The sequence below is a fragment of the Arcicella sp. LKC2W genome (genome assembly GCF_034931005.1).
Taxonomy (GTDB): domain Bacteria; phylum Bacteroidota; class Bacteroidia; order Cytophagales; family Spirosomataceae; genus Arcicella.
On sequence record NZ_JAYGIN010000031.1, the window covers coordinates 39,869 to 61,609 of the forward strand.

22 protein-coding genes are annotated in these 21,741 nt (G+C 34.5%); 18 read left to right on the forward strand and 4 right to left on the reverse strand.

Features of this window, described 5'->3' with window-relative positions; translation table 11 throughout:
* Nucleotides 1-64 precede the first annotated feature (64 nt).
* From VB796_RS21370 to VB796_RS21405, 8 genes are read left to right on the forward strand one after another with little or no spacing between them, the layout of a single operon-like run.
* Nucleotides 65-391: a DUF4134 family protein gene (locus VB796_RS21370; protein ID WP_323348622.1), complete on the forward strand. Its 327-nt coding sequence runs from the start codon at nucleotides 65-67 to the stop codon at nucleotides 389-391.
* Nucleotides 392-395: 4 nt separating this feature from the next.
* Nucleotides 396-716, forward strand: coding sequence for a hypothetical protein (locus tag VB796_RS21375; RefSeq protein WP_323348623.1), 321 nt, complete (start codon nucleotides 396-398; stop codon nucleotides 714-716).
* A gap of 59 nt (nucleotides 717-775) precedes the next feature.
* Nucleotides 776-3,391 carry a TraG family conjugative transposon ATPase gene (locus VB796_RS21380; RefSeq protein ID WP_323348624.1) on the forward strand — a complete coding sequence of 872 codons (2,616 nt, stop codon included), beginning with the start codon at nucleotides 776-778 and terminating at the stop codon, nucleotides 3,389-3,391.
* Nucleotides 3,378-4,025, forward strand: a complete 648-nt coding sequence (locus VB796_RS21385; protein WP_323348625.1) for a hypothetical protein — start codon at nucleotides 3,378-3,380, stop codon at nucleotides 4,023-4,025. The genes VB796_RS21380 and VB796_RS21385 overlap by 14 nt, the downstream gene beginning before the upstream one ends.
* A 26-nt stretch (nucleotides 4,026-4,051) precedes the next feature.
* The gene (gene traM, locus VB796_RS21390; protein ID WP_323348626.1) at nucleotides 4,052-5,320 is read left to right on the forward strand and encodes a conjugative transposon protein TraM; all 1,269 of its coding nucleotides are present in this window, start codon (nucleotides 4,052-4,054) and stop codon (nucleotides 5,318-5,320) included.
* Between the two features lie 4 nt (nucleotides 5,321-5,324).
* Entirely contained in the window at nucleotides 5,325-6,287 is a 963-nt protein-coding gene (gene traN, locus VB796_RS21395; RefSeq protein ID WP_323348627.1) for a conjugative transposon protein TraN, read from the forward strand.
* The gene (locus tag VB796_RS21400) at nucleotides 6,284-6,877 is read left to right on the forward strand and encodes a hypothetical protein (RefSeq protein WP_323348628.1); all 594 of its coding nucleotides are present in this window, start codon (nucleotides 6,284-6,286) and stop codon (nucleotides 6,875-6,877) included. Before traN ends, VB796_RS21400 begins: the two co-directional genes overlap by 4 nt.
* A 1-nt stretch (nucleotide 6,878) precedes the next feature.
* The gene (locus VB796_RS21405) at nucleotides 6,879-7,349 is read left to right on the forward strand and encodes a hypothetical protein (RefSeq protein ID WP_323348629.1); all 471 of its coding nucleotides are present in this window, start codon (nucleotides 6,879-6,881) and stop codon (nucleotides 7,347-7,349) included.
* Nucleotides 7,350-7,362: 13 nt separating this feature from the next.
* Here the strand turns inward: VB796_RS21405 and VB796_RS21410 are convergent, their stop codons facing one another.
* Nucleotides 7,363-7,932 carry a M23 family metallopeptidase gene (locus tag VB796_RS21410; protein ID WP_323348630.1) on the reverse strand — a complete coding sequence of 190 codons (570 nt, stop codon included), beginning with the start codon at nucleotides 7,930-7,932 and terminating at the stop codon, nucleotides 7,363-7,365.
* Nucleotides 7,933-8,016: 84 nt separating this feature from the next.
* Between VB796_RS21410 and VB796_RS21415 the strand changes: the two genes are divergently transcribed.
* From VB796_RS21415 to VB796_RS21440, 6 genes are read left to right on the forward strand one after another with little or no spacing between them, the layout of a single operon-like run.
* Nucleotides 8,017-8,559 (forward strand): hypothetical protein, encoded by a 543-nt coding sequence (locus tag VB796_RS21415; protein WP_323348631.1) that lies wholly within the window; start codon nucleotides 8,017-8,019, stop codon nucleotides 8,557-8,559.
* A 6-nt stretch (nucleotides 8,560-8,565) separates the two neighbouring features.
* A complete protein-coding gene (locus VB796_RS21420; RefSeq protein WP_323348632.1) occupies nucleotides 8,566-9,771 on the forward strand; it encodes a hypothetical protein in 1,206 nt (401 codons plus the stop codon).
* 35 nt (nucleotides 9,772-9,806) lie between these two features.
* Complete coding sequence (locus VB796_RS21425) at nucleotides 9,807-10,394, forward strand: hypothetical protein (protein WP_323348633.1); 588 nt, start codon at nucleotides 9,807-9,809, stop codon at nucleotides 10,392-10,394.
* A 25-nt stretch (nucleotides 10,395-10,419) separates the two neighbouring features.
* A complete protein-coding gene (locus VB796_RS21430) occupies nucleotides 10,420-11,709 on the forward strand; it encodes a hypothetical protein (RefSeq protein ID WP_323348634.1) in 1,290 nt (429 codons plus the stop codon).
* 28 nt (nucleotides 11,710-11,737) lie between these two features.
* Entirely contained in the window at nucleotides 11,738-12,880 is a 1,143-nt protein-coding gene (locus tag VB796_RS21435) for a DUF3945 domain-containing protein (RefSeq protein ID WP_323348635.1), read from the forward strand.
* A complete protein-coding gene (locus VB796_RS21440; RefSeq protein WP_323348636.1) occupies nucleotides 12,849-13,862 on the forward strand; it encodes a DUF418 domain-containing protein in 1,014 nt (337 codons plus the stop codon). Before VB796_RS21435 ends, VB796_RS21440 begins: the two co-directional genes overlap by 32 nt.
* Before the next feature lie 371 nt (nucleotides 13,863-14,233).
* On the opposite strand, the gene VB796_RS21445 is transcribed toward VB796_RS21440, so the two are convergent.
* Genes VB796_RS21445 through VB796_RS21455 form a run of 3 tightly spaced genes read right to left on the reverse strand, consistent with a single transcriptional unit; the run spans nucleotide 14,234 to nucleotide 18,061 of the window.
* Nucleotides 14,234-16,639 (reverse strand): type IV secretory system conjugative DNA transfer family protein, encoded by a 2,406-nt coding sequence (locus VB796_RS21445; protein WP_323348637.1) that lies wholly within the window; start codon nucleotides 16,637-16,639, stop codon nucleotides 14,234-14,236.
* A 29-nt stretch (nucleotides 16,640-16,668) separates the two neighbouring features.
* Nucleotides 16,669-17,715, reverse strand: coding sequence for a relaxase/mobilization nuclease domain-containing protein (locus tag VB796_RS21450; RefSeq protein WP_323348638.1), 1,047 nt, complete (start codon nucleotides 17,713-17,715; stop codon nucleotides 16,669-16,671).
* A complete protein-coding gene (locus VB796_RS21455) occupies nucleotides 17,696-18,061 on the reverse strand; it encodes a plasmid mobilization protein (RefSeq protein WP_323348639.1) in 366 nt (121 codons plus the stop codon). The genes VB796_RS21450 and VB796_RS21455 overlap by 20 nt, the downstream gene beginning before the upstream one ends.
* A gap of 308 nt (nucleotides 18,062-18,369) precedes the next feature.
* On the opposite strand from VB796_RS21455, the gene VB796_RS21460 reads away from it, so the two are divergent.
* From VB796_RS21460 to VB796_RS21475, 4 genes are all read left to right on the forward strand, one after another.
* A complete protein-coding gene (locus tag VB796_RS21460; RefSeq protein ID WP_323348640.1) occupies nucleotides 18,370-18,732 on the forward strand; it encodes a hypothetical protein in 363 nt (120 codons plus the stop codon).
* Nucleotides 18,733-18,759: 27 nt separating this feature from the next.
* Complete coding sequence (locus tag VB796_RS21465; protein ID WP_323348641.1) at nucleotides 18,760-19,470, forward strand: hypothetical protein; 711 nt, start codon at nucleotides 18,760-18,762, stop codon at nucleotides 19,468-19,470.
* Nucleotides 19,463-19,882, forward strand: a complete 420-nt coding sequence (locus VB796_RS21470; protein ID WP_323348642.1) for a hypothetical protein — start codon at nucleotides 19,463-19,465, stop codon at nucleotides 19,880-19,882. The genes VB796_RS21465 and VB796_RS21470 overlap by 8 nt, the downstream gene beginning before the upstream one ends.
* 796 nt (nucleotides 19,883-20,678) lie before the next feature.
* Nucleotides 20,679-21,689 carry a replication initiation protein gene (locus VB796_RS21475; RefSeq protein ID WP_323348643.1) on the forward strand — a complete coding sequence of 337 codons (1,011 nt, stop codon included), beginning with the start codon at nucleotides 20,679-20,681 and terminating at the stop codon, nucleotides 21,687-21,689.
* Nucleotides 21,690-21,741: the final 52 nt, after the last annotated feature.

A 21,741-nucleotide genomic window follows, 5' to 3' on the forward strand; every position in this document is an offset into this window, starting at 1 on the left:
TCTAATAGAAGGAAGTCAAATACCTCATTCTAACAGATAATGTTATCATTAAAATCTAATTCCTATGAAAACAAAATGTATGGCGGTCGGAAGAACCGCCCTTTGCCTTATGGCAACTTTCTATGGTCAAGCCCTGATGGCACAAAGCAACTGGGGTACAAAAGTAGCCACTGCATCCGAATCAGGAGCGTCAGAAATTCAAGGTATCTTGGACGGAGTCACAACCCTACTAATGGCTATATCGGGAGTGGTATTCCTTATTGGTATTACTTCGGCTGGTTTTAAATATAAACAAGGCGACCAACAAGCTTTTAAAAATTTACAAGGGGTGATGATGGGGTCGTTGGTAATTCTTATTGGGGTAGGTTTGGCTAAAATATTATTCTTCTAAAACAATGATTAACCAATATTACACCCACAGAGGAGTAAATCAACCACCGTTTTTCAAAGGGTTTCCGATGTCTTTAATACTAATTTTTGGTATTGTGATGCTAATAACGATTTTGGTAAGTCTTTGTTTAGCGTTAGTTATCGACCATTTATTGGTGGGTTCAGTCATAAGTATTTGTCTGGTAGCCTCTGTGGGATTTTATACGTTCAATTTCCTTCGTAAAATAGGAGCTTACGGCTATCAGAAGATGTTGGTTAAATATTTTTACCGTGTGGAAAAAATAAAAGGTGGAAGACCATCTCTAAAAAAAATAAAACTATACTAAACTCAGTTTAAACAAATTACCTCTAAACTTAATTTTAAAAACCTCTAAACCCATTAACGATGATTATTAATACCCAAGAAAATTTCCCTATTTTGGGAGCAACTGATTTTGGGGCTTTACTGAGTCGCAACGGGGATATTACCTTTGCCTACGAGTGTACGTTTGCGAATCTAAATGCCTTATCTTCGGACAATTACAACCTCATTAACCAAAACTTCAAGAATGCTTTTGCATCCTTGCTACCGAATACGCTCCTGCACGCCCAAACTTTCTTTTGTTTCAACCATTACGGAGAAAATGATATTAGTTTACCAGCTTCTTCGGAGACCTTTTTAGGTTCAGCGAATGAACGACTTTTGTATGAAAAGAAATTTAAAGAAACCAAAAGCTATTTGTTTTTTACCTTAGTCAATATACCTCCAACAAAGAAAAACTTGTCGAGCAATGATTTATTCAATTCATTACTGAAGATGGATAAGAAAAATCTATCTCGGGAAATCATTGATAAATTTCAGCAAGGGGTTATCTCTTTTCTTCGTTCTTTGACTCAAGGTTTAGATTTTACCTATCAATTAGTTCCAGAAGCAGATTTATTGGGTAGTCGTAGTCGAATGGGCATTTGTGAAAAATATTTGATGCTCACACAGGACTCGCAAAACTCTATGAAAGATGTTCTTTACCACAAAGACAAAAACTGCTTAAAAGTGGGTGACAAATTCGTGGGTATTTTTAACATTGATTCGATTCTTTCGCTTAATGATACTATTGCCAACTTTACAGCAGACAAAAACCTTTCAACAGAAATTAGTTTTTTCCCATCAGCTTTGTGTAAACCTTTCACACACAAAATAGACGGGGAGTGTATTTACAATGTTGTGATTTACAAAGAAAGTACCGACCTCATTAAAGCGGATTTACAAAGTCTTATCAAACAAAAAAGTGGTATTCTGTCTTTCTCGGAAGAAAATGAATCTTCTTTACAAGACACCAAAGCATTTCTGCAAAATCTTGTGGACGGCACGGGAAGAATGTCGCCTATTCGCTTTTACGCTAATTTGGTGTTTTGGACTGCCGAAGGCTACGAAGATTACAAACTGTTGAAATCACAAATTAATGATGGTTTCAAAAAGGTAGATTTAATACCTTTTGAATGTAATGAAGAACTCCCGATTGTCTTTATGAATACCATGCCAGGAAATGCAGGTAATATTGGTAGTGACCAAATGATACTCACGTATAGCGATGTAGGTTCGGCATTTTTGAATTTTGAAGAAACCTTTACTTTTGATGGAAAATCGGCATTAGGATTACCATTAGTCAATAGAAATGGTGCAAGAGTTATCGTAGATATTTTTGCAGAAAGTGGAAATTCTCGGCAAAGAAAGGCAATTACAGGGTATAATTTCTTTTGTTTGGGACCAACAGGTTCGGGAAAATCCGTTACCATGAACTATTTGGTACGTTGGGCGGTAGAAAGTGGTGCTTTTGTGATGTTAGTGGATGTAGGTCACAGTTACGAAAACCTCTGTAAAAACTATCTGAAAGGCTCATATTTTTCCTTTGGAGATGAAACGCCCATCAAAATAAACCCTTTCATGATTGAAGGAGAAATGCCCTCCGAAAGAAGAATTGATATGATTCTCAAAATCTTACTCAAAGCTTGGAAAGGCGATGATGAACCAAGCAAATTAGATGAAAATATCATTTTACAGTCCATCAGCTACTATTATAATTACCTTAGCACGCAGAAAAAAGAAAATCTTCAACTATCTCCTTGCTTTAATACCTACTATGAATACATGGCAGGATTGTTTAAAAATAAGGAATTACAGCATTTGAATACTTCAGGTAAATTTGATATACTTCATTTTTTAGATGTGCTAAAGATATTCTACGAAGGCGGTATTTACGGCGAAATCTTAAATGCCAGTTATGATATTGACTTAAAAAACGAGCGTTTTATCGTCTTTGAACTTGACAATATTAAAGGCAACAAAATACTGTTTCCTTTGGTGGTTATCTACATGATGGGAACTTATGAGGAGATTTTAAAAGAAAAACTTAATCAGCGGAAATATCTCATTATCGAAGAAGCTTGGAAAGCTATCATGTCAGATATGTTTGCCCAATACATCAAGGAGGTTTACAAAACGGCTCGTAAGTTCAAAGGGACAATTGGACTTATTACCCAAGAATTAGACGACATTATTTCATCACCCATAATCAAAGAAACAGTCGTTACTCAGTCTGATATTAAGATTATTTTGTCGATGGCAAAGTACATGAAAAAAATTGATAAAGTGGCTCAAGTGCTTTCTTTGGAAGATAAACACGTGTCTATGTTATTAAGTCTCAATCGTGATTTAAAACCTGACGATAAATTCAGAGAACTCATGATTCAGTGGACAAATGAGGTCTATGGTATCTATGGAATTCTACTTTCCCCCAAAGAATATTGGACTTATACCAGTGAAGCACCAGAGAAAAACTTAGTTAAATTTCTTTACCTACGAGAATTCAATCGGAGCTTTGAAACCACCATCAACTACTTGGCAGACTTAACCGATAAACACGGTGGTTCGCCTCAAGAAGTCATTCGTTTTTGTGACGAAAAATATAATTATAGTTCCAAAATTGCCAACAATCCTAACATCATTGCTTATGAATTTGAATAAGGAAAAAACCTTTGAAATAAAATACCTTAGAGATATTGACAAAGGCATCCAAACGGGTAAATACTTAATAATCGGAAGTTTAAGTTTTTGTTTTTTAATAGTATTGACTACCTTGATTTTGTATAAACAAGCGGTTATTGCTCAAAAACCACAACCGTATATCATGGATAGGAACGGAGAAATCCGTAAGGTTTATGATATTTATAATGATGGTTTTGAAACCTTAGAAAAGAAAGCTATCGTCACCAAAGCCCATGAATTGTTCTTTCGTTTAGAACCAGATGAACAACAAATTCATCGCAATATTCAGAAGAGTTTTTACTATGCCGATTTCATTCCGCTTTATGAATTTTACAATAGTCAAAATTATTATAACAATTTAGTCCAACGAAATGCCATTCAGTACATTAAAACCGACAGTATTGCCTTTCATAACGAATGGGGACGATTCTACGGCAAAATGTTGATTCGTGGGCAAGGTGGCGTAACAAAAGAAAATTCACTGATTACAGAATTTCAAGTCGAAAAAAGAGACCGTACCGACAATAATCTCTATGGATATTATCTGAATAAACTCAAAATTGTGGAGAATAAAGAAATTAGTAGTCGGGGCATTAAGGGAAATCATTTTTAACATTAAACCATAAACATCGAAGAATTATGGAGAAGTTTTTTAACCTCCGTTTTATAAAATATCCCATCACATTGATTCTAAACCTGATATTAGTAGGATTTTATCTTTACATATTTCCACCATCTGAAGCCAAAGCCCAAAAATCAACAGATTTTGATTCCGTGAGTTTAGATATTCCTTTAGCCGACAAAAAAATTGAAGAAAGAAACGTCTTTTCACAAGTCGGAGAAGATACTTTAAACGAATTTTCAGCCCTTGAATCACAAAAGGATTTAGAAGTCAAAAAAGAGAATAGTAAAAGTGATTTCTACCGAAGAACAGCTAAAAGCAGTCCGAAAACAAGAATAAAATCAATATCGAGTCATCAGACTACCATTGCCAGAAATCATCGAAACTCAATTCTTGAAGCAAATCAAGAGAAATCTTTGAGTGCTTCAATTGACAAAGGTCATTTAGTGAATCAAAATGCCTACCAAGTCAAACATCAACAAACAATTGAGCGACTAAATCAACGGATTCAGGAGTTAGAAGATAAGAAAAAAGGACATTTAACGCCACAAATTGCAAATTTGTCGCCTTCAAACGCTTCTACGATAAAATCACCCAAAAAAGAGGATGGATTTAACTATAACGATGATGTTTTGTTAGCGTCTCTCGCCACTGAGGACTTACTAAATGGGCAAAGTAAAAACCGTTTTTATTCAAGTCATGAAGATAGAAATGCTAATGCCAATCCTCAGTATTCAAATGTCATTGGAATTCAAAAAACAAACTCACGCCCAAACAAATCCATCAACACATTGATTCGAGGGCGTTTGATGGAATCTAAAGTAGTGAGAAACAATACAACCATTAAAATCATGCTTTCTGAGTCAAAAAATATCAATGGAATTGCCTATCAAGCAGGAGATATTTTGGGAGCAAAAACGCATTTACAAGGAGATAGGCTACTCATTAGCGTAGAAGGGTACTTAAAAAATGAGGTGTTTGTGCCACTGAATGCTCAGGTTATGGATTTAGATGGACTCATTGGACTTAAAGTGAGTATTGATGCCGAAAACGAAATGCAGAAACAGGCATGGGGACAAAATATGGGAAGTACCGTTGGCTCTGTAAATCCGCTTTTAGTCTATAATCCACAAGGGAATTTAGCTCAAACCGTCGGAAATCAAGTAGCAGGTTCTTTAGTAAACCAATCTCTCAACGGAGCAAATCAATACATCAATGCCAAAATCAGAGATACAAAAATCAGCATCACGGCAGGACAGCAACTATTTCTTTTAATCAAACCTTAATACCATGAAATTCAAATATATGTTAGGCTTGAGTTGCGTATTATTAGCTCTTGAAAGTCAGGGACAAAAGCTTAGTGTAATACCCAAAGATTCTTTAAGTGCGTCTATTTCAAGCCTAAGTCGTCAAAAGAGAGTCTTAGAATTTAAAGAAAATAACATCAAAGGGAGTTATCCGCTGAGTGTTGCCTTTTATAAAACTTCACATATTGTTTTTGATTCTCCTGTCAAATACTTTGATGCTGGCTCGGATAGAGTTATTTGCGAAAAAGTGACTGGAGTTGAAAACGTTTTGAAGGTCAAAGCCAATCAAATTGGCTTCTTTGAAAGCAACGTTACCGTAATTACCGCCAATGGTTCATATTACAGTTTTGTAATTTCTTACAACGAATCACCCAATAAATTGAATGTCAATATGTGTAATGGACTGAATGAAACATTTGACTATAATGATTTCACCAGACCCGAAAAAATTATCTTCTCTGATACCTATTATACTGAAACAGAGATGATTGTTTTCGCAAAAAAAGTCATTCTTCAAGGGAAAAGTAAAACAACAGCCATTAGACACATTGCCGAAAAATCGGGAAAGGTAGCCTTCAAGGTCACCAGTTTAGCAACTAAAGAGGGTAACATCATCATCGGAATTAAGATGAATAATCGCTCTCCGTTAGATTACACAATGGATTTTATGAAATTTTATATTCGAGACAAAGCTCGTCGCAAAAAGCAGGTAAGCCAAGAAGTAGAGTTAAAACCAAGCTTTGCTTATGTGGAACGCAATGGAATTTCCAATGAAGCCAAATTAGGGGTTTCGGGAGGAGAATTTGATTTTGTATTTATGATTCCGAAATTTTCTATCAGTCAAGAAAAACAAGTAGAAATTGATATTGCCGAGAAAGATGGCGGTAGAAATATGACCCTCAAATTGGATTACGAAACATTTTACTACCAAATGAACCGACTATGAAAAGGCTATTTTATTCACTACAAATACTTTTATTGGGCATATTGCTTGACTTTTCGGCAATAGCACAAATACGGAATCATGGTAATATTTATTTGGAATTTTCGGGAGGTATTCCATTACTTTTTGACAATCAGGGACAATCTACGAATTTAAGAAATATATTTTCTGAGTGGTCGCATGGAGAACAACTTTGGGGTTTGGGGCTATGTGTGAGTAATGCAAAGGCAAATAATCATCGTCTCGCAATTATGTACAAGCAGGAAAATGTAATGGATAGTCCCGCCAATTTCAAGAATTTCTTACTCAAGTATTCATACGAAACGACCCTTGTAAAAGGGCGAAATCATCTCTCCTATTTGGGACTTTTGTATGGCGGTGGGCTGGGTCTTGAAACGTTACAACACTCACCAAATTTAGCGTTAAATCAAGAGAAAATTTATCCCTTACTCACCATAGGTTTGAATCTGGAAAAGTACCTTATCAGTCAATTTGGCATTTTCATACGATTGGATATGGATGCCACTACTGCAAACATTTCTCAAAATATTAAAGCCAATGCCCAAATGGGAATCAAATGTAAAATACGTTAACATGAAATATTTTTTAATCTGTTTAATCATCACCACAACACTAACAGGGTGCCGTCCACAAATTGATACCAGTGTATTGGATGCAAGTGTTTTTGATTATCACTTCGGTAGCTTCATTCAGACCAAGAATGATACCATCAAAACGGGTGATTGGGTACAATTTGAAATGTATTTAAAACCCATCAGCACTTCTCTTTTAAAAGAACCAAAGCCAGACATCATTTTAAAGACCTCTACGGACAAAGACCTTAAAATTCTGTACGAACTGGTCAATAATGAGGACAAAAAGCTTTCAGAAACCCAAAGAGTTGGGGACGTGATACGTTTTTCAAGTTATGATTTAAAGGAAAATTTGGTCTATCTGAATATCAAAGTTTTGCCACCAAATGAAAAAGGAGCTTTCAAGTTAAAGCTCAGTACCGAGTGGAATTCCGTAGTGAAAGAGGTACAGAAAAATGTTGTTGTCAGATAAAGAGCTTGAATACTTAAAAGATAAAAGAGTATGGGTTTAAATATTGTTTTTCCCAAAGAATGGCAAAATGTAAGTGTACTCCCGTAGTACGACCTGTATTACCACATTGACCTATAACTTGACCCTGATAAACAAAATCGTCAAGATTTACCTGTATCCTTGACAAATGTCCGTACAGAGATTCATAACCCAAAAGGTGTTGTATTTTAATGTAATTACCGAGAAAAACATGAAATCCAGTTTCAATTATTCTACCATCGGCGGCGGCGTGAATAGGTTGATTTTTTATACCCGCAAGGTCGATGCCTTGATGTTTTTTCATTTCACCCGTCAAGGGATGGAAACGATAACCAAAACTTGAATTGATACGTTGGTTAGCAATCGGATTCAACAAGGGTATTTTAAACGAAAGGGCTTGTAGGTAGTCGTTAGTAAGTTCTGTTTTGTGGTCTTCTTCGAAATAAAGTTTCAATAATTCCTTTGGTACATAAGCACCGAAAACATGATGGAGCGTTGAATCACTTACTTGGGCATAAAGATTTGGATTCATCAGTAGAAGCACGATAATTAAATACGTTTTCATAGACAATAGACAAGATTTCACAAATAGTTTAGTATCTACAAAACTAACTATCTATCTCACTATAACCAAAATACTCAAACCAAAATGACTTTAGATACCATTATAGAATCCTTAACGGTAAGCATATTTTTCCTCGCTGTTTTCTTGGTAGAAAGAAAAGGCGTGCTTTCGGGAATACCTACAAATCATTTACAAGGACGGATGAATCAATACTTATATCATAATAAATGGCTGTACGTACTACCCTATTTTTATGGCATTGGCATTGTGGGGGGATGGGAGTTGGAAACTGGAAGAATAGTGCCAACCAGTCAAATCGTAGGTTTTGTATTATTTATACTATTTCAAGTTTGTGGACTAATTTATAAGCAGTCCCAATCTCCCTTTGAATATGTTATCAACTTGAAAATAATCTTTTCTAAAATTCATTGGCAATTCTTTAAAACACCTCCTGTCAATGCAGAAGAAGAACAAAAAGAAGCCTTTATCACTAAAAAAAAGGCAATTCGTATTTCATTTCATGAAGCAGTTTTCTTTCTAAATGCCTTTGTGTTGCCGTTGCTTTTCATCATCGCAAACGCATATTTTCTAACAAAAATTATTTCTTTAATCAAGCTAAAATTTTAATAAACCATGAGAAAAATCAAATGCTTTTGGATGGCATTATCCCTATTGCTGATTGTTCACACACTTTCGGCAGCCGTCATTGACCCGTCTAATTTAGCCCAAAACATCGCTCAAGTGATTCAATCAAAATTGATAGGTAAAATTCAAGGCGACCAAAAGGAAATTGCTAACTCACAACTGAAAACAGAAAACCAAACAACCGCTGACATCATCGGAATGAATTCAACTGTAAAAACCCAGTTTAACATGGATTTAGCTGAATTTAATTACCTCAATAAACCTTCTGATTTAATCAAAAATTACTATCAGAAGGATATGGATATTCGAGGAAAAAACTATCAAACTCTGCTACATTTACAACAAGTGAAAACCTATTTTGTCAACAATATTATTGCTATCATCACCCCTTTACAAAAGGAGGTTTTCATTAGGCGTTTTAATCAAATTAGGGAAGGAATTCAAACCATTGATACACGTTATCAGGCATTCACCAATACAGTCGATAATCAGGATGGTTCAGCGGTAAATCCAGATGATGCAGCCACCTCATTTAGTAATGGAGGGCAAACAGATACAGGCATGGGCAGGCGAGTCGATACTCGAAGTATGGAAAGAGCTTTCAATAGTGCAACCAAAAACATCACCAACCAACTCAGTGATTTAGGAGGACTCAAAGGAGTTTTTGAAGATATGGATGACCCAACAGGCATAAAAATGGCGGCTTTAGAACATCATTTGAGAATTACAAATAATCAAGAAGGACTCAATGCCTTTTTCCAAAATATAGCGAATGGTGGTGATTTGAGTCGAGCGTTTAGTAACATTGAATCAACACTTTCTAATAAAATAGATGACCTTTCAGCAGATTTTCAAGACCAGATGATTAGTACCATGTCAGATGCTTTAGGAATCGGCTTGGGTGGTTTATTTGGAGGGTCAGCACAAGAAAAAGGCAAAGGTCAAAAAGTTGAAATTGACGCAAAATTAGGGCGGTTGACGGATATGGATAGAATTCAACTCATCAATAAGCAGGTAGATTTATACGCTAAAATAGAGGGAGAAATTAATAAACTTCATGCCGAACTAATTGCCATCAAACATCAAAAAGAAACCAATCAATACGTTGATGATACTCGTTTCAAAGTCCATGATTTCTATCAAAAATCTGGAGCAATGGATTCTTCAAAAATGCTCAATTTTGACAATGAGTAAAGAATTTTCAAATTTAACAACATAAATTAAATCTCATGAAACAACTAATTTTAGTTCTCAATTGCTGCCTAATAATATGCTTTTTCAATGCTTGTGATTCCTCTAAAGACAGCTCTGAAAATATCGAAAGTAATAGTAAAGTCTTGGAACTTTATGCCAAAAAAAAGTATAAGTTAATTGATTTTACGCTTGAATCTCCATTCAAAGCTAAAGCTGAGTGGAAAGTAAATTCCTCGCCTAATTGGTTGAAACACCGTTATCAACCAATGATTGATGCCTTGGCTTTTCATTGTTTTGATTCTACTGCTATTTATCAAATACACGATAAAGGCGTTATAAAACACGATGATGAAATTGGAAGTGTAAGCAATCATCTTTTTGAATTACAAATGCAAGCAGAAATAGCCAATAAAGTTCCCAAACTCATTTTTAGCGGAAAATTCAGAGAAATGCAAAAAGAAGATTTTAAAAGTACAGCGTCAAATATTTATCATTTTCCATTAGTCAAGCCTGATAAATCATACTTACACTTTTCGGGCGATACGCTTCAAATAACATTCACCCGAAAGTTTGAAAATTTGATAGAAACCCCTATTTATCATTTGACGCTCAAAGCCATTTAAAAATACCTCGTTTAAAACTAAACCTATGGAAATTGCAACGCTTATTACCGAAATTAATACCATCACTCGTGATATTAAAACCGCCTTCTCTCCTTTCATCACCGTCGGGCGAAATATTGCGGGTGTTGGTTCACTCTTTTGGGTATCGCTCAAAATGTGGCGTATCATGGCAACTGGTGAAGCTGATGGTTTAGCGACACACATGGAATCTTTGGTAAGACCATGCTTTTTGGCATTAATGCTTATTTTTTACAATACTACACTCAGTTTATGTGATTTTTTGGTTTCTCCCATCGGAGCATCAACACAGGGTTGGGCGATTTCGTACATGGAAAAGAATGATGCCTTAGAAAAGCAATACAAGGTGGATTTGGAGAAAGCCATTTTAGACAATCAAGAATCCGAAGCGGATAAATTAAAAAATGCCGACCCTAATAACCCCAACGATGGAGCTGTTGATAAAGAACAAGGTGTAATGTATGAAGTAAAACAAGCGATTGCTGAGGGTTATGAAAGTATGGTATCCACTATGAAAAGTATTTATTACAATGTAAAACTATTTACTTCTGTTTCTTGGTGGATTGGGATGCTGGTTGGGGTTTTAAACACGCTCATTAATATAGCTTTAAAAATCAGCTATTTAGCCATATTAACCATGCAGAATATCAATTTAGCCATTTTGGTGGCATTTGGTCCAGTTGCCATTGGTCTTTCTATCTTTCATGCTTTTTCGGATAATTGGAAGAATTTCTATGCCAATTATGTTGGAAAATTATTGTGGTTTCCAGTTGCTAATATGTGTCTGGCAATTGCTTACCGACTCAAAAACATTTCGGATGAAAATTCCTACGAAGTCCTAATTGCATTTGCTAAAAACACTCATTTATTAGGCTCGATGGCATTGGGAGGCGTAGGAGCAATCAATAGTGGACTCGAAGCCTACGACACCATTCAAACTATCGACTGGACTCCAGTATTTCTTTCCATCGGAGTAACAATTATTGGCTGTTTTGCCGTTATGAAAACACCTTCTTTGGCATCCTTAGTCATCAGTGGTGCTTCAGGTGGCATGACCAGCTCACCCATTTCAGGTTCTACTTTTGTGGCAGCCACCAGTTTTATGGCAATCAAATCAGCCCAAATGCTCAGTAAACCTTTAGCTGAGGCAGTGAAAGTCATGCAATCAGGAGCAAATAAGTCCTCTGCTACATCAGGAAATCATAATTCTAATCAGGGAGCTAATCCTAATTCTTTTGTGTATGGATTGGGAGGAAGTGGGCAAAATGCAGGTAATAAGGCTTCTAATCAAGTTTAATTCATCTCTACTTTAAATCAAAACAATCATGGCACAATTCAATGAAAAGGAGCATTTACAGAATACCATTGCTCTGGCGGAAGAACTAAGCAAGCTACTCAAAAATGCAGCTATCATCACTCACGAAGGCTTTAAAGCAACGGGAGATTTAACGGAAATGGCAAAAAACCTAATGGCAGGGAAACGCTCTCCCCTACTAACCTTAGACGATTCGGAGTCTGCCAAACAAGGAAAATACCTTCTACTTTATGATGAACAGAAACCTCGCTTACATTTTATTGAAAAACAACAGCAACTCCAAATACCTCAGTCATTATCACCCCTAATCACTTCGGAAGATATGGAGAATTTGCAAAAATTTGGGACAATGAATCGGATTATTTACGTTGATGAAAAAGGTATCGCTACCCCAAAATATATTGCCCTTGATAAAGAAACAAATACTTTGGCAACCATGAACGCCAATCGACTTTCCATTTCCGATACCATACTCGGCGTATCACTGACGGATTCTCAAAAAGAACAGCTTCGTCAAGGTTCTCCCATTATTTTAAAAGGTTTACAGTCAAAAGATGGAACTGAATCTTGGGATGCGGTTGTGAGTGTTGACGCACTATCTCGTGGGCTTTCTTTCAAAAAAATTGATTTATCCATCCCAAAAGAAATATTGGGAGTATCAATTAGTCCCGAACAACAACAAGCACTTAAAAACGGAGAATCTGTACTGATTCAAGATATGATTTCTGCTAAAACGGGGAATGTTTTTTCGGCTCAGGTAAGCCTTACAGATGGTCACTTACAGATAAAACCCACTCCTGACGCTCCAAAGATACTTTTAGGAGTTTCTTTGAATAATGAACAAAGAGATATTTTAAGAAAAGGTGAACCGCTTTACATAGAAGGAATGACCAGCAAAGCAGGAAAACCATTCAATGCTGTCGTTTTTTTAGACTCTCAAAAAGGTTTACAATTTGATTTTAAAAATAAAAAAGAAGCAATTTCTATCAAACCAGAGCAAGAACTGAGTATTCCCGTTTTAGATGAATCAGCCTATGGTGGAAGGCTCAAAAAAACACCGTCCGTTGCTCTATCAAAGGAAAAAATTATTAAAAATGCAGTAGAACAGACCAGTCAAAAAAATGAAACAAAACAAAAGAATCGGGGTCATTGATGCTCTAAGAGGGTATTTTATTCTTTGGATTGGACTTTTTAATACCTTTGCAGTTTTTAATGCCTTACGTCCTACTCCTATCATTTCGCTAATTTTACTACTTTTTAATGATAAAGGCTGGTTTTGTTTGAGTATCATTTTTGGTTATGGCTTCGGGAAATTAATGCAAACGGATGCAAAGCACCATAACTCTTTTCCCAAAAGAATGGGAATTTTATTTCTTATTGGCATACTCAATAATTGTTTTTTCTACGGAGATATTTTAAAAGAATTTGCCATCATCGGTTTACTACTATATTTCTCTCAAAAACCATTACGCAGTTCTCCTAAATTCATCATTTGTATTTTAACAATTTGCACACTACTTTCCATCTATACAATTCCTCCAGATATACATAAAGTAGGGAACTTGATTAACTATTTGACCACCAATAATTTTATCTTCGATAATATCAAGTATTGTTTCAGTCTCAATATTCATTCCCGCTATTTTGGAATAGTTTTTCATTTAGAAATGCTTTTGCTTGCGACATTGGGCTATTTAATGGCGGTATCAAGATTCGGAAGTTTGATAATAACTCATCGTAGGAAACTTTTTAAGCTCTGCTTTTTCTTAGTTTTAGGTAGCTTAACCTATTTATTATCACCCATTTGGAAAAATTTAGTAGGACTAAATTTCTTTATCTACGTCTTATCGCTCTCAACCTGCTTTGTCATTGGCTTTAATTATTTGTATAAAAAATATACGTTCGTTGCTGGACAATTAGAAAATTTGGGACGAAGGTCGCTAACACTTTATCTCTGTCAAAACCTGTTCTTAGCAACGCTTTGGACGTTTGACAGTGTTTATTTACACTCACATTACAATCAATTATTTTTTGTTTTTTGTATTGGACAAATCTTGTTGGTTTGGGGTACTAAATTTTTGACAGTTCAAGGTGTGGGTGGCGTGGAGTGGTTTTGGAGGAGATTGGTTGGTTAGTAGAATTTCGTTAAAAATATTATCATTCAATTATGTTGAATTTAGGATAATAAACAAAACAGATAATTCAATTTTTGGCTATCAGTACACTTACATTATTTCTACCAAATTAAACAATAAATCATAAAATTTTCGAACCAAATTTGAGAATCTTTTTCTCCAAAATTGAAGAAGAACCAATTTTGCTACATTATATAATTAGACCAAAATATTTTCCTTAATTTTAGAAAAACTAAGGAAAATATTTTGGTCAAACAAATAAACTTACTATACGGTAATCAACTGTTTGTCAATCAGATACACCAAAGAGTATCTAATAATCTCTCTCTGTCCTATTAGACGTAATTTAGTAGCATATATATTGAACACACCTACTCATCCCACCCAAACTCACGCTCTTCTCGTCGCCAGTTCGATAAATTATCACTCAAAAAAACTTGGAAAAACTCTCGATAATGAGCCTGTAAATCTTGGCATTCGGTTGAGTTATAATCAAAATAGGTTTTCTTCTTTGGTTCTATCACACTATCATTGACTAAAAATGAACGGCTTTCTTCATCGCATAAAGCAATTTTGGTGGATATATGTTGCTGGAAAAGCTCGTTCATAATTTCTAACTTATCCATAAACTTTTCGCCCTGCGGACTTAGCCCTTCATTACTCACATAATGATTAATTGTCATGATATATTTTAGCATATTCTCTGCCAATACCTCCAAATTGATTTCTATTCCTTCCTTTTTTTGAAATTGATACCTGATTATTTCTAAGAATTGAAGTAATACTAAATCACTTTTTACCTTTTCATAATTTTGTCGAACAATGATTTGTACTCGTTGCTTTCGCTGCTCTTCTGTTTCATTTTCTTTTAACTCGAACGTCATATTCAATGCAGGAATCTCTTTGATGGGCATTTGGGTAGTTGGCGAAGCTTCATGAGCCAGAGCGTCAACTCTACCATGAAAACGCTTGAATTTTAAAGGAGCAGAGAAGTCATCTGAAATTGTGCCTACCATTTCTCCTTGTGATAAGTTTGCAATCGTTGAAACCGTTACCGCTTCATTTAATTGATTAGAAATACTGTATGAAATTCCCTGTGCCGATAAACTTTCCGAAACTTGCTCTTGATTAATTTTCCCGATACATTCAGAAACCGTTTTAGCTAATTCACCTCGAATCTGTCCTGTAACCACTGAGCCAACCATGTTGATTATCATATTCGCTTTTTCTTGCCCATACCGATGAACGAATTGTGAAGTATCTTGAATTCCTAAAATGCAGGCTACCTTGTTAGAGCGAGCCGTCGCAATGAGATTATTAATGGAATTAAAAGGAAGCGTTGGCAATTCATCAATAATAACTCCCAACGGCAATTGGTTCTTTTTATTGATGGTTTTCGTGAGTTTTCCATTTAATAATGAGAGCAATACTCCGTAAGTTTCTTCTCTATCGGGGTCGTTACCAATCACTAAGCAAGCTGGATTTTCAGGATTTGAAATGTTAATATTAAAATCTTCTCCTGTAAATACCCAGTAAATATTGGGGTCACTGAGCTGTCCCATTGGTATTTTCAATGAATCTACCTGCCCTTGTAATTGTTCAAATACTTCTTTATCAAAAGCACTCTGAAAGGTCGATGCGATATTTCTGACATAAGGGTCAGACATCAATAAAGGAAATAACAATTCGTAAGGTCTTTGTAAAAGTTCAACCACGTGCGGCAAACTACAAAACTCTTGTCCGTATTGATTTGATTTTCGTTTGAGATAATAAATACAAGCGGTCAGTAAGTTTTCTGCTGATTGGTCAAAGAATTTATTACCACCATCTCCGCCACCTTTTGACCCAGAAAGCCCTTCCATAATAAACTTAGCACTCTCTGTGGCATCCACTACTTCCAAAATTAAATTAGATGAAATGGGATTAATTCGATGCGTTTTCATGGGATTTTTCAAATCTATTTGGTAGTATTTGGGAAACTTCTTCTTAGTTAAACGCTCCCATTGCTCAATACTCCCATATTCTTGCTTCAAAAGTTCTTTATAGTGCCAAAGTCCATTGAAAACCTCTAACGCCAACGTTGGAATCTTAAAATCATAAACATACAGACAAAAACCTTTATGTATCAATTGGTGAATTGCTAAATTGATTGTCCCAAATGACTTTCCAGAACCAGGTGAACCTGCCACTAAGATGGCACGAAAAGGATTAACAAAATTTAACCATCCACGATGCCATTTCCCTTCAAAGAAAAAATAATAGGGAATATTCACACTAAAAGGCGTTTCTATTTTCTCAATCATCTGTGGAAATGTTTCTTTCTCCCAGTTGAAAGTATCTACATTTGAAATCTGTACTACCTGCAAAAACAGGACGATGTGACTGATGTAAAAATAATAGGCTACACACAAGAGACTTACATAAATATAAAATCCCCAATCGGTATAAGGCAAGAGATAAAAAATCAAAATTGATAATACCACTAAGCATACGCCCAAAAGTGTATTTTTAACAATTACCTTCCTATCTAATTCTTTGTTCTTTCCTAATGGGGTCGTTATGGCATAAATTAGAAGAATAATTACCGCCAAAACATTCACGAAGAGCGATGATTTTAACATCGGTAGTTTCTCGATGAGTGAAACATAGATGTGGTCTAAAAACTGAATTTTAAAATTGGCTCTTGATAAGGGATAATAATAAAAAAAGAGGTGAATAGGTACTAAACTAATGCCTAAAAACTTAATTAATTCGGCATTTTTACTTTGTTCGTTCATGGTTTAGATTTATTTTAAATGTTAGGCTATTATTTAAGGTAACGTCGTTTTCTTCTCCGAATCAGCGTGTCATCATCATCTTTTCCCCAGACTTTTCTTCGGGCAAAATCTTGATATGTTTCTGAAGGGTTTTGAATATAAATAGGTTGAATCTCCTCTGTTTCGGTGTTTACTTTAGACTCTTTTCTTAGTTCATTATCAGACTTACCAAATTCATCAGCGTTAATTTTCTCCTTTTTTCGTTGATAAGCAGGTATTTTTTTAGGATTCTTTCCATAACCAGTGTTTTGATTTTGGGTGTAATATTTCTCTTGACTTTCAGCAAATTGAATTTTACGATTCAAATAAAATACTGCTTCCAAATCATTTTTAAAATAGATTTTATCATCAATTTTCACACTTTCTCCATCAATACAGCATGTAGTTCCTGATTTTTCAGCGACTTTCTCCAAGTGTTTGAGATTACGAATTTTGTTAAATTGTTCCTGCTCTCTCAGAGCTAAAATGTCATCGTGCTGAACTCTTACCTCAAAAACGCCCTTAGATTGAGCCATATTCGACTGTTTCTCTGTCAAATGCAGTCTAAACTTCAACCCAATAGCAATAGCTCTTTCACTGGCTTTTACCTTTTCTTTCCACTCAGGATAAATAGTTACATCATTTTGAACTCGATTAAACACTAAATGGACGTGTAAATTATCAGTATCACCATGAGAAATGGCAACATATTGCGTTTTATCAAGTTTAGCATCTTTGACGTACTGTTCACAGATTTTACCGATTTGCTCTTTACTAAGCTTTGCAGTTTCATCCTGAGAAAAAGATAAAATATGTTCACCTACCAATCGAGATTTTCTATCGAAGCTTTCGTGTTGCTCACATTGGGATATAATATCATCTACTAATCTCGCTCGTCCTTTTTTATCTTCTTTACCAAAAGGAACTCGGATGTTATCGGAGAAAATAATAATCTCTGGCTTTTTATCAACCGATTGTCTGTCTTTCAATCTGCCTTCAAAGAGGTAATTAAAAAGATTTTTGAATGATTTTCCCTTCTCACTTACGACTACTACCATTCTTATACGTTAGTAAAATTTGGTCTATAACATCTAACTCTTCTGTTATTTTTCTAATCATCATAATTACACCTTCCCTGTGAGCCAATTTTAATAGTTGGTTCAAATTATTAGCAATACCAATGAGCTGTCTTTTAGCATTTTGCTCTTCTTCGGAAAAAAGATTTGTCACTTTTCCTTGTAACGTCATCGAGCGAATGTATTGGGGAATTTTGATTTTTAGAATAGCTGATTTAGTGGAAATTTCTTCAAATTCTGCTGGAGTAAACCGAACAGTGGATTTTTTGGAAAGTGTATATTTTTTGAGAGGTCTTCCACCTTTGGATGGATAGGCTTGAGAGGTCATTGGTCTTTTGGGTTTAGAATTAATTTGTTTTTATGTCTATGTCGGGTGCTTGCACTATAGGTTTTTGCCGTCAAAAACTCCATCTTGCTTCACTACTAAACGTAGCGAAAATATAATTTAGTATATACAAAATTAACAATTATTTTAATAATTAAACAGATTTGTCTAATTTTGATAAAAATTAATCCAACTATTAATTCAAGATGGTTGTCTGATGTTAATCTAATAATAATTTGATGTTAACATGATTATAACTGATATTCTAACATTAATCTGATAATAATCTGACAATAATTTAAAGGCTGACTATGTTGACTATTGAAGAAATAAAAAAAAGAAAGGCGGAAGGAAAACGAAAGTGGCGTTCCTCATTACTACCTTATATCAAAGACAAATTCGACCAAAATCTGCCAGCTGAAGCGATTTGCAATTTTCTATTTGAAGCCTATGGTATAAAACTATCAAACGATATTATATACCAAATCAAAGCAAAACATAATAAAGACATTCAGAACCAAAAGTTAACTTCTTCTCGAAAAGAGTTCATAAAAAGTGACAGTTCAGCAATATCAAAACAATCACTTGAGCCAAATACTGCTGAAAAAATCTATCAAAAAATATATGAATCACCTGTCAATAATAATGAATTTGACCTCGGCAAAGATTTTTAAATTATCATTCTAAACTTAATTAAAACGATGAAAAACGTTCATTTAATTCTCCAGTCGAAAGGTGGAGTGGGTAAATCATTGTTCACTTGGTTTATTGCACAAGCTGAAAAGGAAACAAAAACTTCTTTTATTGATTTAGACGAATCTACCCAAACTTCCGCAAATCGTTTGGAATACATTGTCGGTAGCAATAGAATTAGGCACTTTCAAATCCTAAATGACTCTAAACGCTTGGAAAGAGAGAAAATAATCGCTCTTTTCGAGTCACTTTCAAAAGCACAGTCACCAACAATTTACATTGATTTCGGAGCATCGGAATCAGAAGAATTTAATAAATTACTCGCATTCGATATTCCAGCCGAAATCTTAAAGGAAGAATTAACACAACTCAATATTAATCTACAAATTATCATCATTTTGGCTGGAAGAGATGCTTTTGTTTCATGTTATCACTACTACGAAAAATTAACACAGCAAATTGGCGATGTATTTCCAACTCAAGTATTATTGAATGAAGGTACTTTTGGAAGTAAAGATGCCTTAGAAAACGTAAAACTTGAATTAGCGAATAACAGCATCACTTTCAAAAATTTCGGGAATTTAGGAGATTCAGAATCAGGAAAAGATGTAATTAAGCTAATTACAGAAGGTAAATCGGATAACTCCCTAAATCTAATGGGTCGAATCACCTACAAAAAAGCAATTGAACAAATTAAATCAATTATCCACCATGATTGACTTAAAAGAAGCTCGACATCAACTTTCTAAAGAATTTGACATAGCAGCTGAAGACTTAGATGAATCAGTTATTCCAATCTTGATTGGTATTAGCAAAGCATCAAAAACACTTCAAATACAAACAAATTTGATTGAGCAGTTATTGCTAAAGACTAAAAGTCCGATTTATTGTGATAAACCTAAAACGGCTTTATTAGTTGGCATTGGCAAATTTGGCAGTATATCGCTATCCGTTTCACTTTTCCTTTCTGTCTTCTGGATAGGCATAGTATATTTCAGGACTTATAATATGAAGACTCAGAGTTTAGAATATCTGTCAAATTTCGTGACTTATAACCCCCAAACGAACCAATACTTCATCAAAAAAGGGAATTATTACAAAGTAAAAACTGGAATTATTTTAAAAAAGTAAGTTTGTGGTTATGATTCGACTTAATAAACTTTAGATTTTTATTCTGTCAAAATACTTAAAATAAAATTAACCAATTGATTATCAGCTAATTAAAATACTAAGCGGAGTTTTTTGTCAATATTTAACCTTGCCTATTTAAGGTTAAATAGGCACTAAGCGGAGTTTTTTGTCCAAAACACAAAACATAACTAACTGACAATCAATTAGTTACAATTCCCTGTATTTTAATATCTGGTAAAAATGCTCTTATCAGAACAATTTTTATAAAATCCGAATGTATTAAGCGGAGTTTTTTGTAAAAGCTTATTGATTATAATATACTCATAATCAGACACTTATATTAAATTGATTAAAAAAAGGTTAAAATTATTTTACACATCAATAAGTTAATTAGGCTCTAAAATATATTAAGCGGAGTTTTTTGTAAAAAATGAAATATATAACTATTTAAAAATCAATGAGTTATATACAAGCGGAGTTTTTTGTCATATAATATTAAGTCTATGAAGAACAAGAACTTGAGCTAAAACACAGAATTAGACGAACCAAAACCCCAATCCTATTATTTTTAGTAATTCCGTCCTTGATTTTTATTTAATTTATCAAAATAATTTGTTTGATTTAGAAGGGTCTAACTTGCTAATTTTCAGTGTGTTGGAATCAATAAGCGGAGTTTTTTGTAAAGCAAGCGGAGTTTTTTGTAAAAAATCAAATAATAAGCGGAGTTTTTTGTAAGCTTAAGCGGAGTTTTTTGTAAAATTGATTATATTTGTTTACCCTAAAAGTCAATACCTGAATGGAAGAAATCATACATATTGAAAGTACAGAAGAAACTTATCAAGAACACCCTTTCATACCTAATCGAAAACTAAATTATTTGCCCAATCAAATAGTTATCAGTAGTACTAAGTTCACGAGAGTTGAGCAGAAGCTATTTGAAATGTTTGTGAATCAAATTAACTATGCAATGATTAAGGCAAATCACTCTTTAATTGTGAGAATACCGATTGTAGAGGTCAAAAAATTTGTAAGGGCAAGTCAAATTTTAGAAGTCACGCATTCTATGGCAAGTAAGGTTATGACTTTGTTTGACATGAACGACCCACAGCATAGATTTGCCCATATTCCAATTTTTACACTGGTTGCCTATAATCAAGACGATTCGGGTTTCTTAGAGTTTAGAACAAACTCTCTATTCACACCATATCTTGCGAGTTTGGGGTCAGAATACACCAAGTATGACTACAAGACAATTATGGGCTTTAAATCAATTTATACTTCACTAATGTATAAACTAATACGAATGCAATTGGGACAACGAAAAACAAGTTTTACATACTCTGTTGCAGGTTTAAAAGCATTTTTACAAGTAGATAAGAAATATGACGATTTAAAAGACCTAAAAAAGAACGTATTAGCTCCAGCCATAAAGGAGTTAGCAGAAATGCCCATTCCAATTGAAATTCAAATTACCAATACAGGCGGAAAAATACGAAACGTAACACATTTTGATTTTAAAATAACAACAACATTAGATATTAGTAGAAAAGAAAAAGAGGATTTCAAATACGCAGTTGCTCAGAATCCAGAAGCCGTATTTGCTCAGATTGAGCATATTATTCGCTCTGAATATACTTTTTCAAAAGCTCAGCAACAACATATCATTGATACGCAAGAATTATTAAATATGTTTATCAATTTACATCTCGAAATTATTTCAGGCATACATCCACAAATCAGAAATAAAACGAAATGGATGCTCGCTTGCTTAGGGCTGATTAATTCAAAAGTTACTCCCAAACAATAAGTCAAAATTAGTTCCACATAAAGCATTTTTACAAAAAAGGAGTGTCACCAAT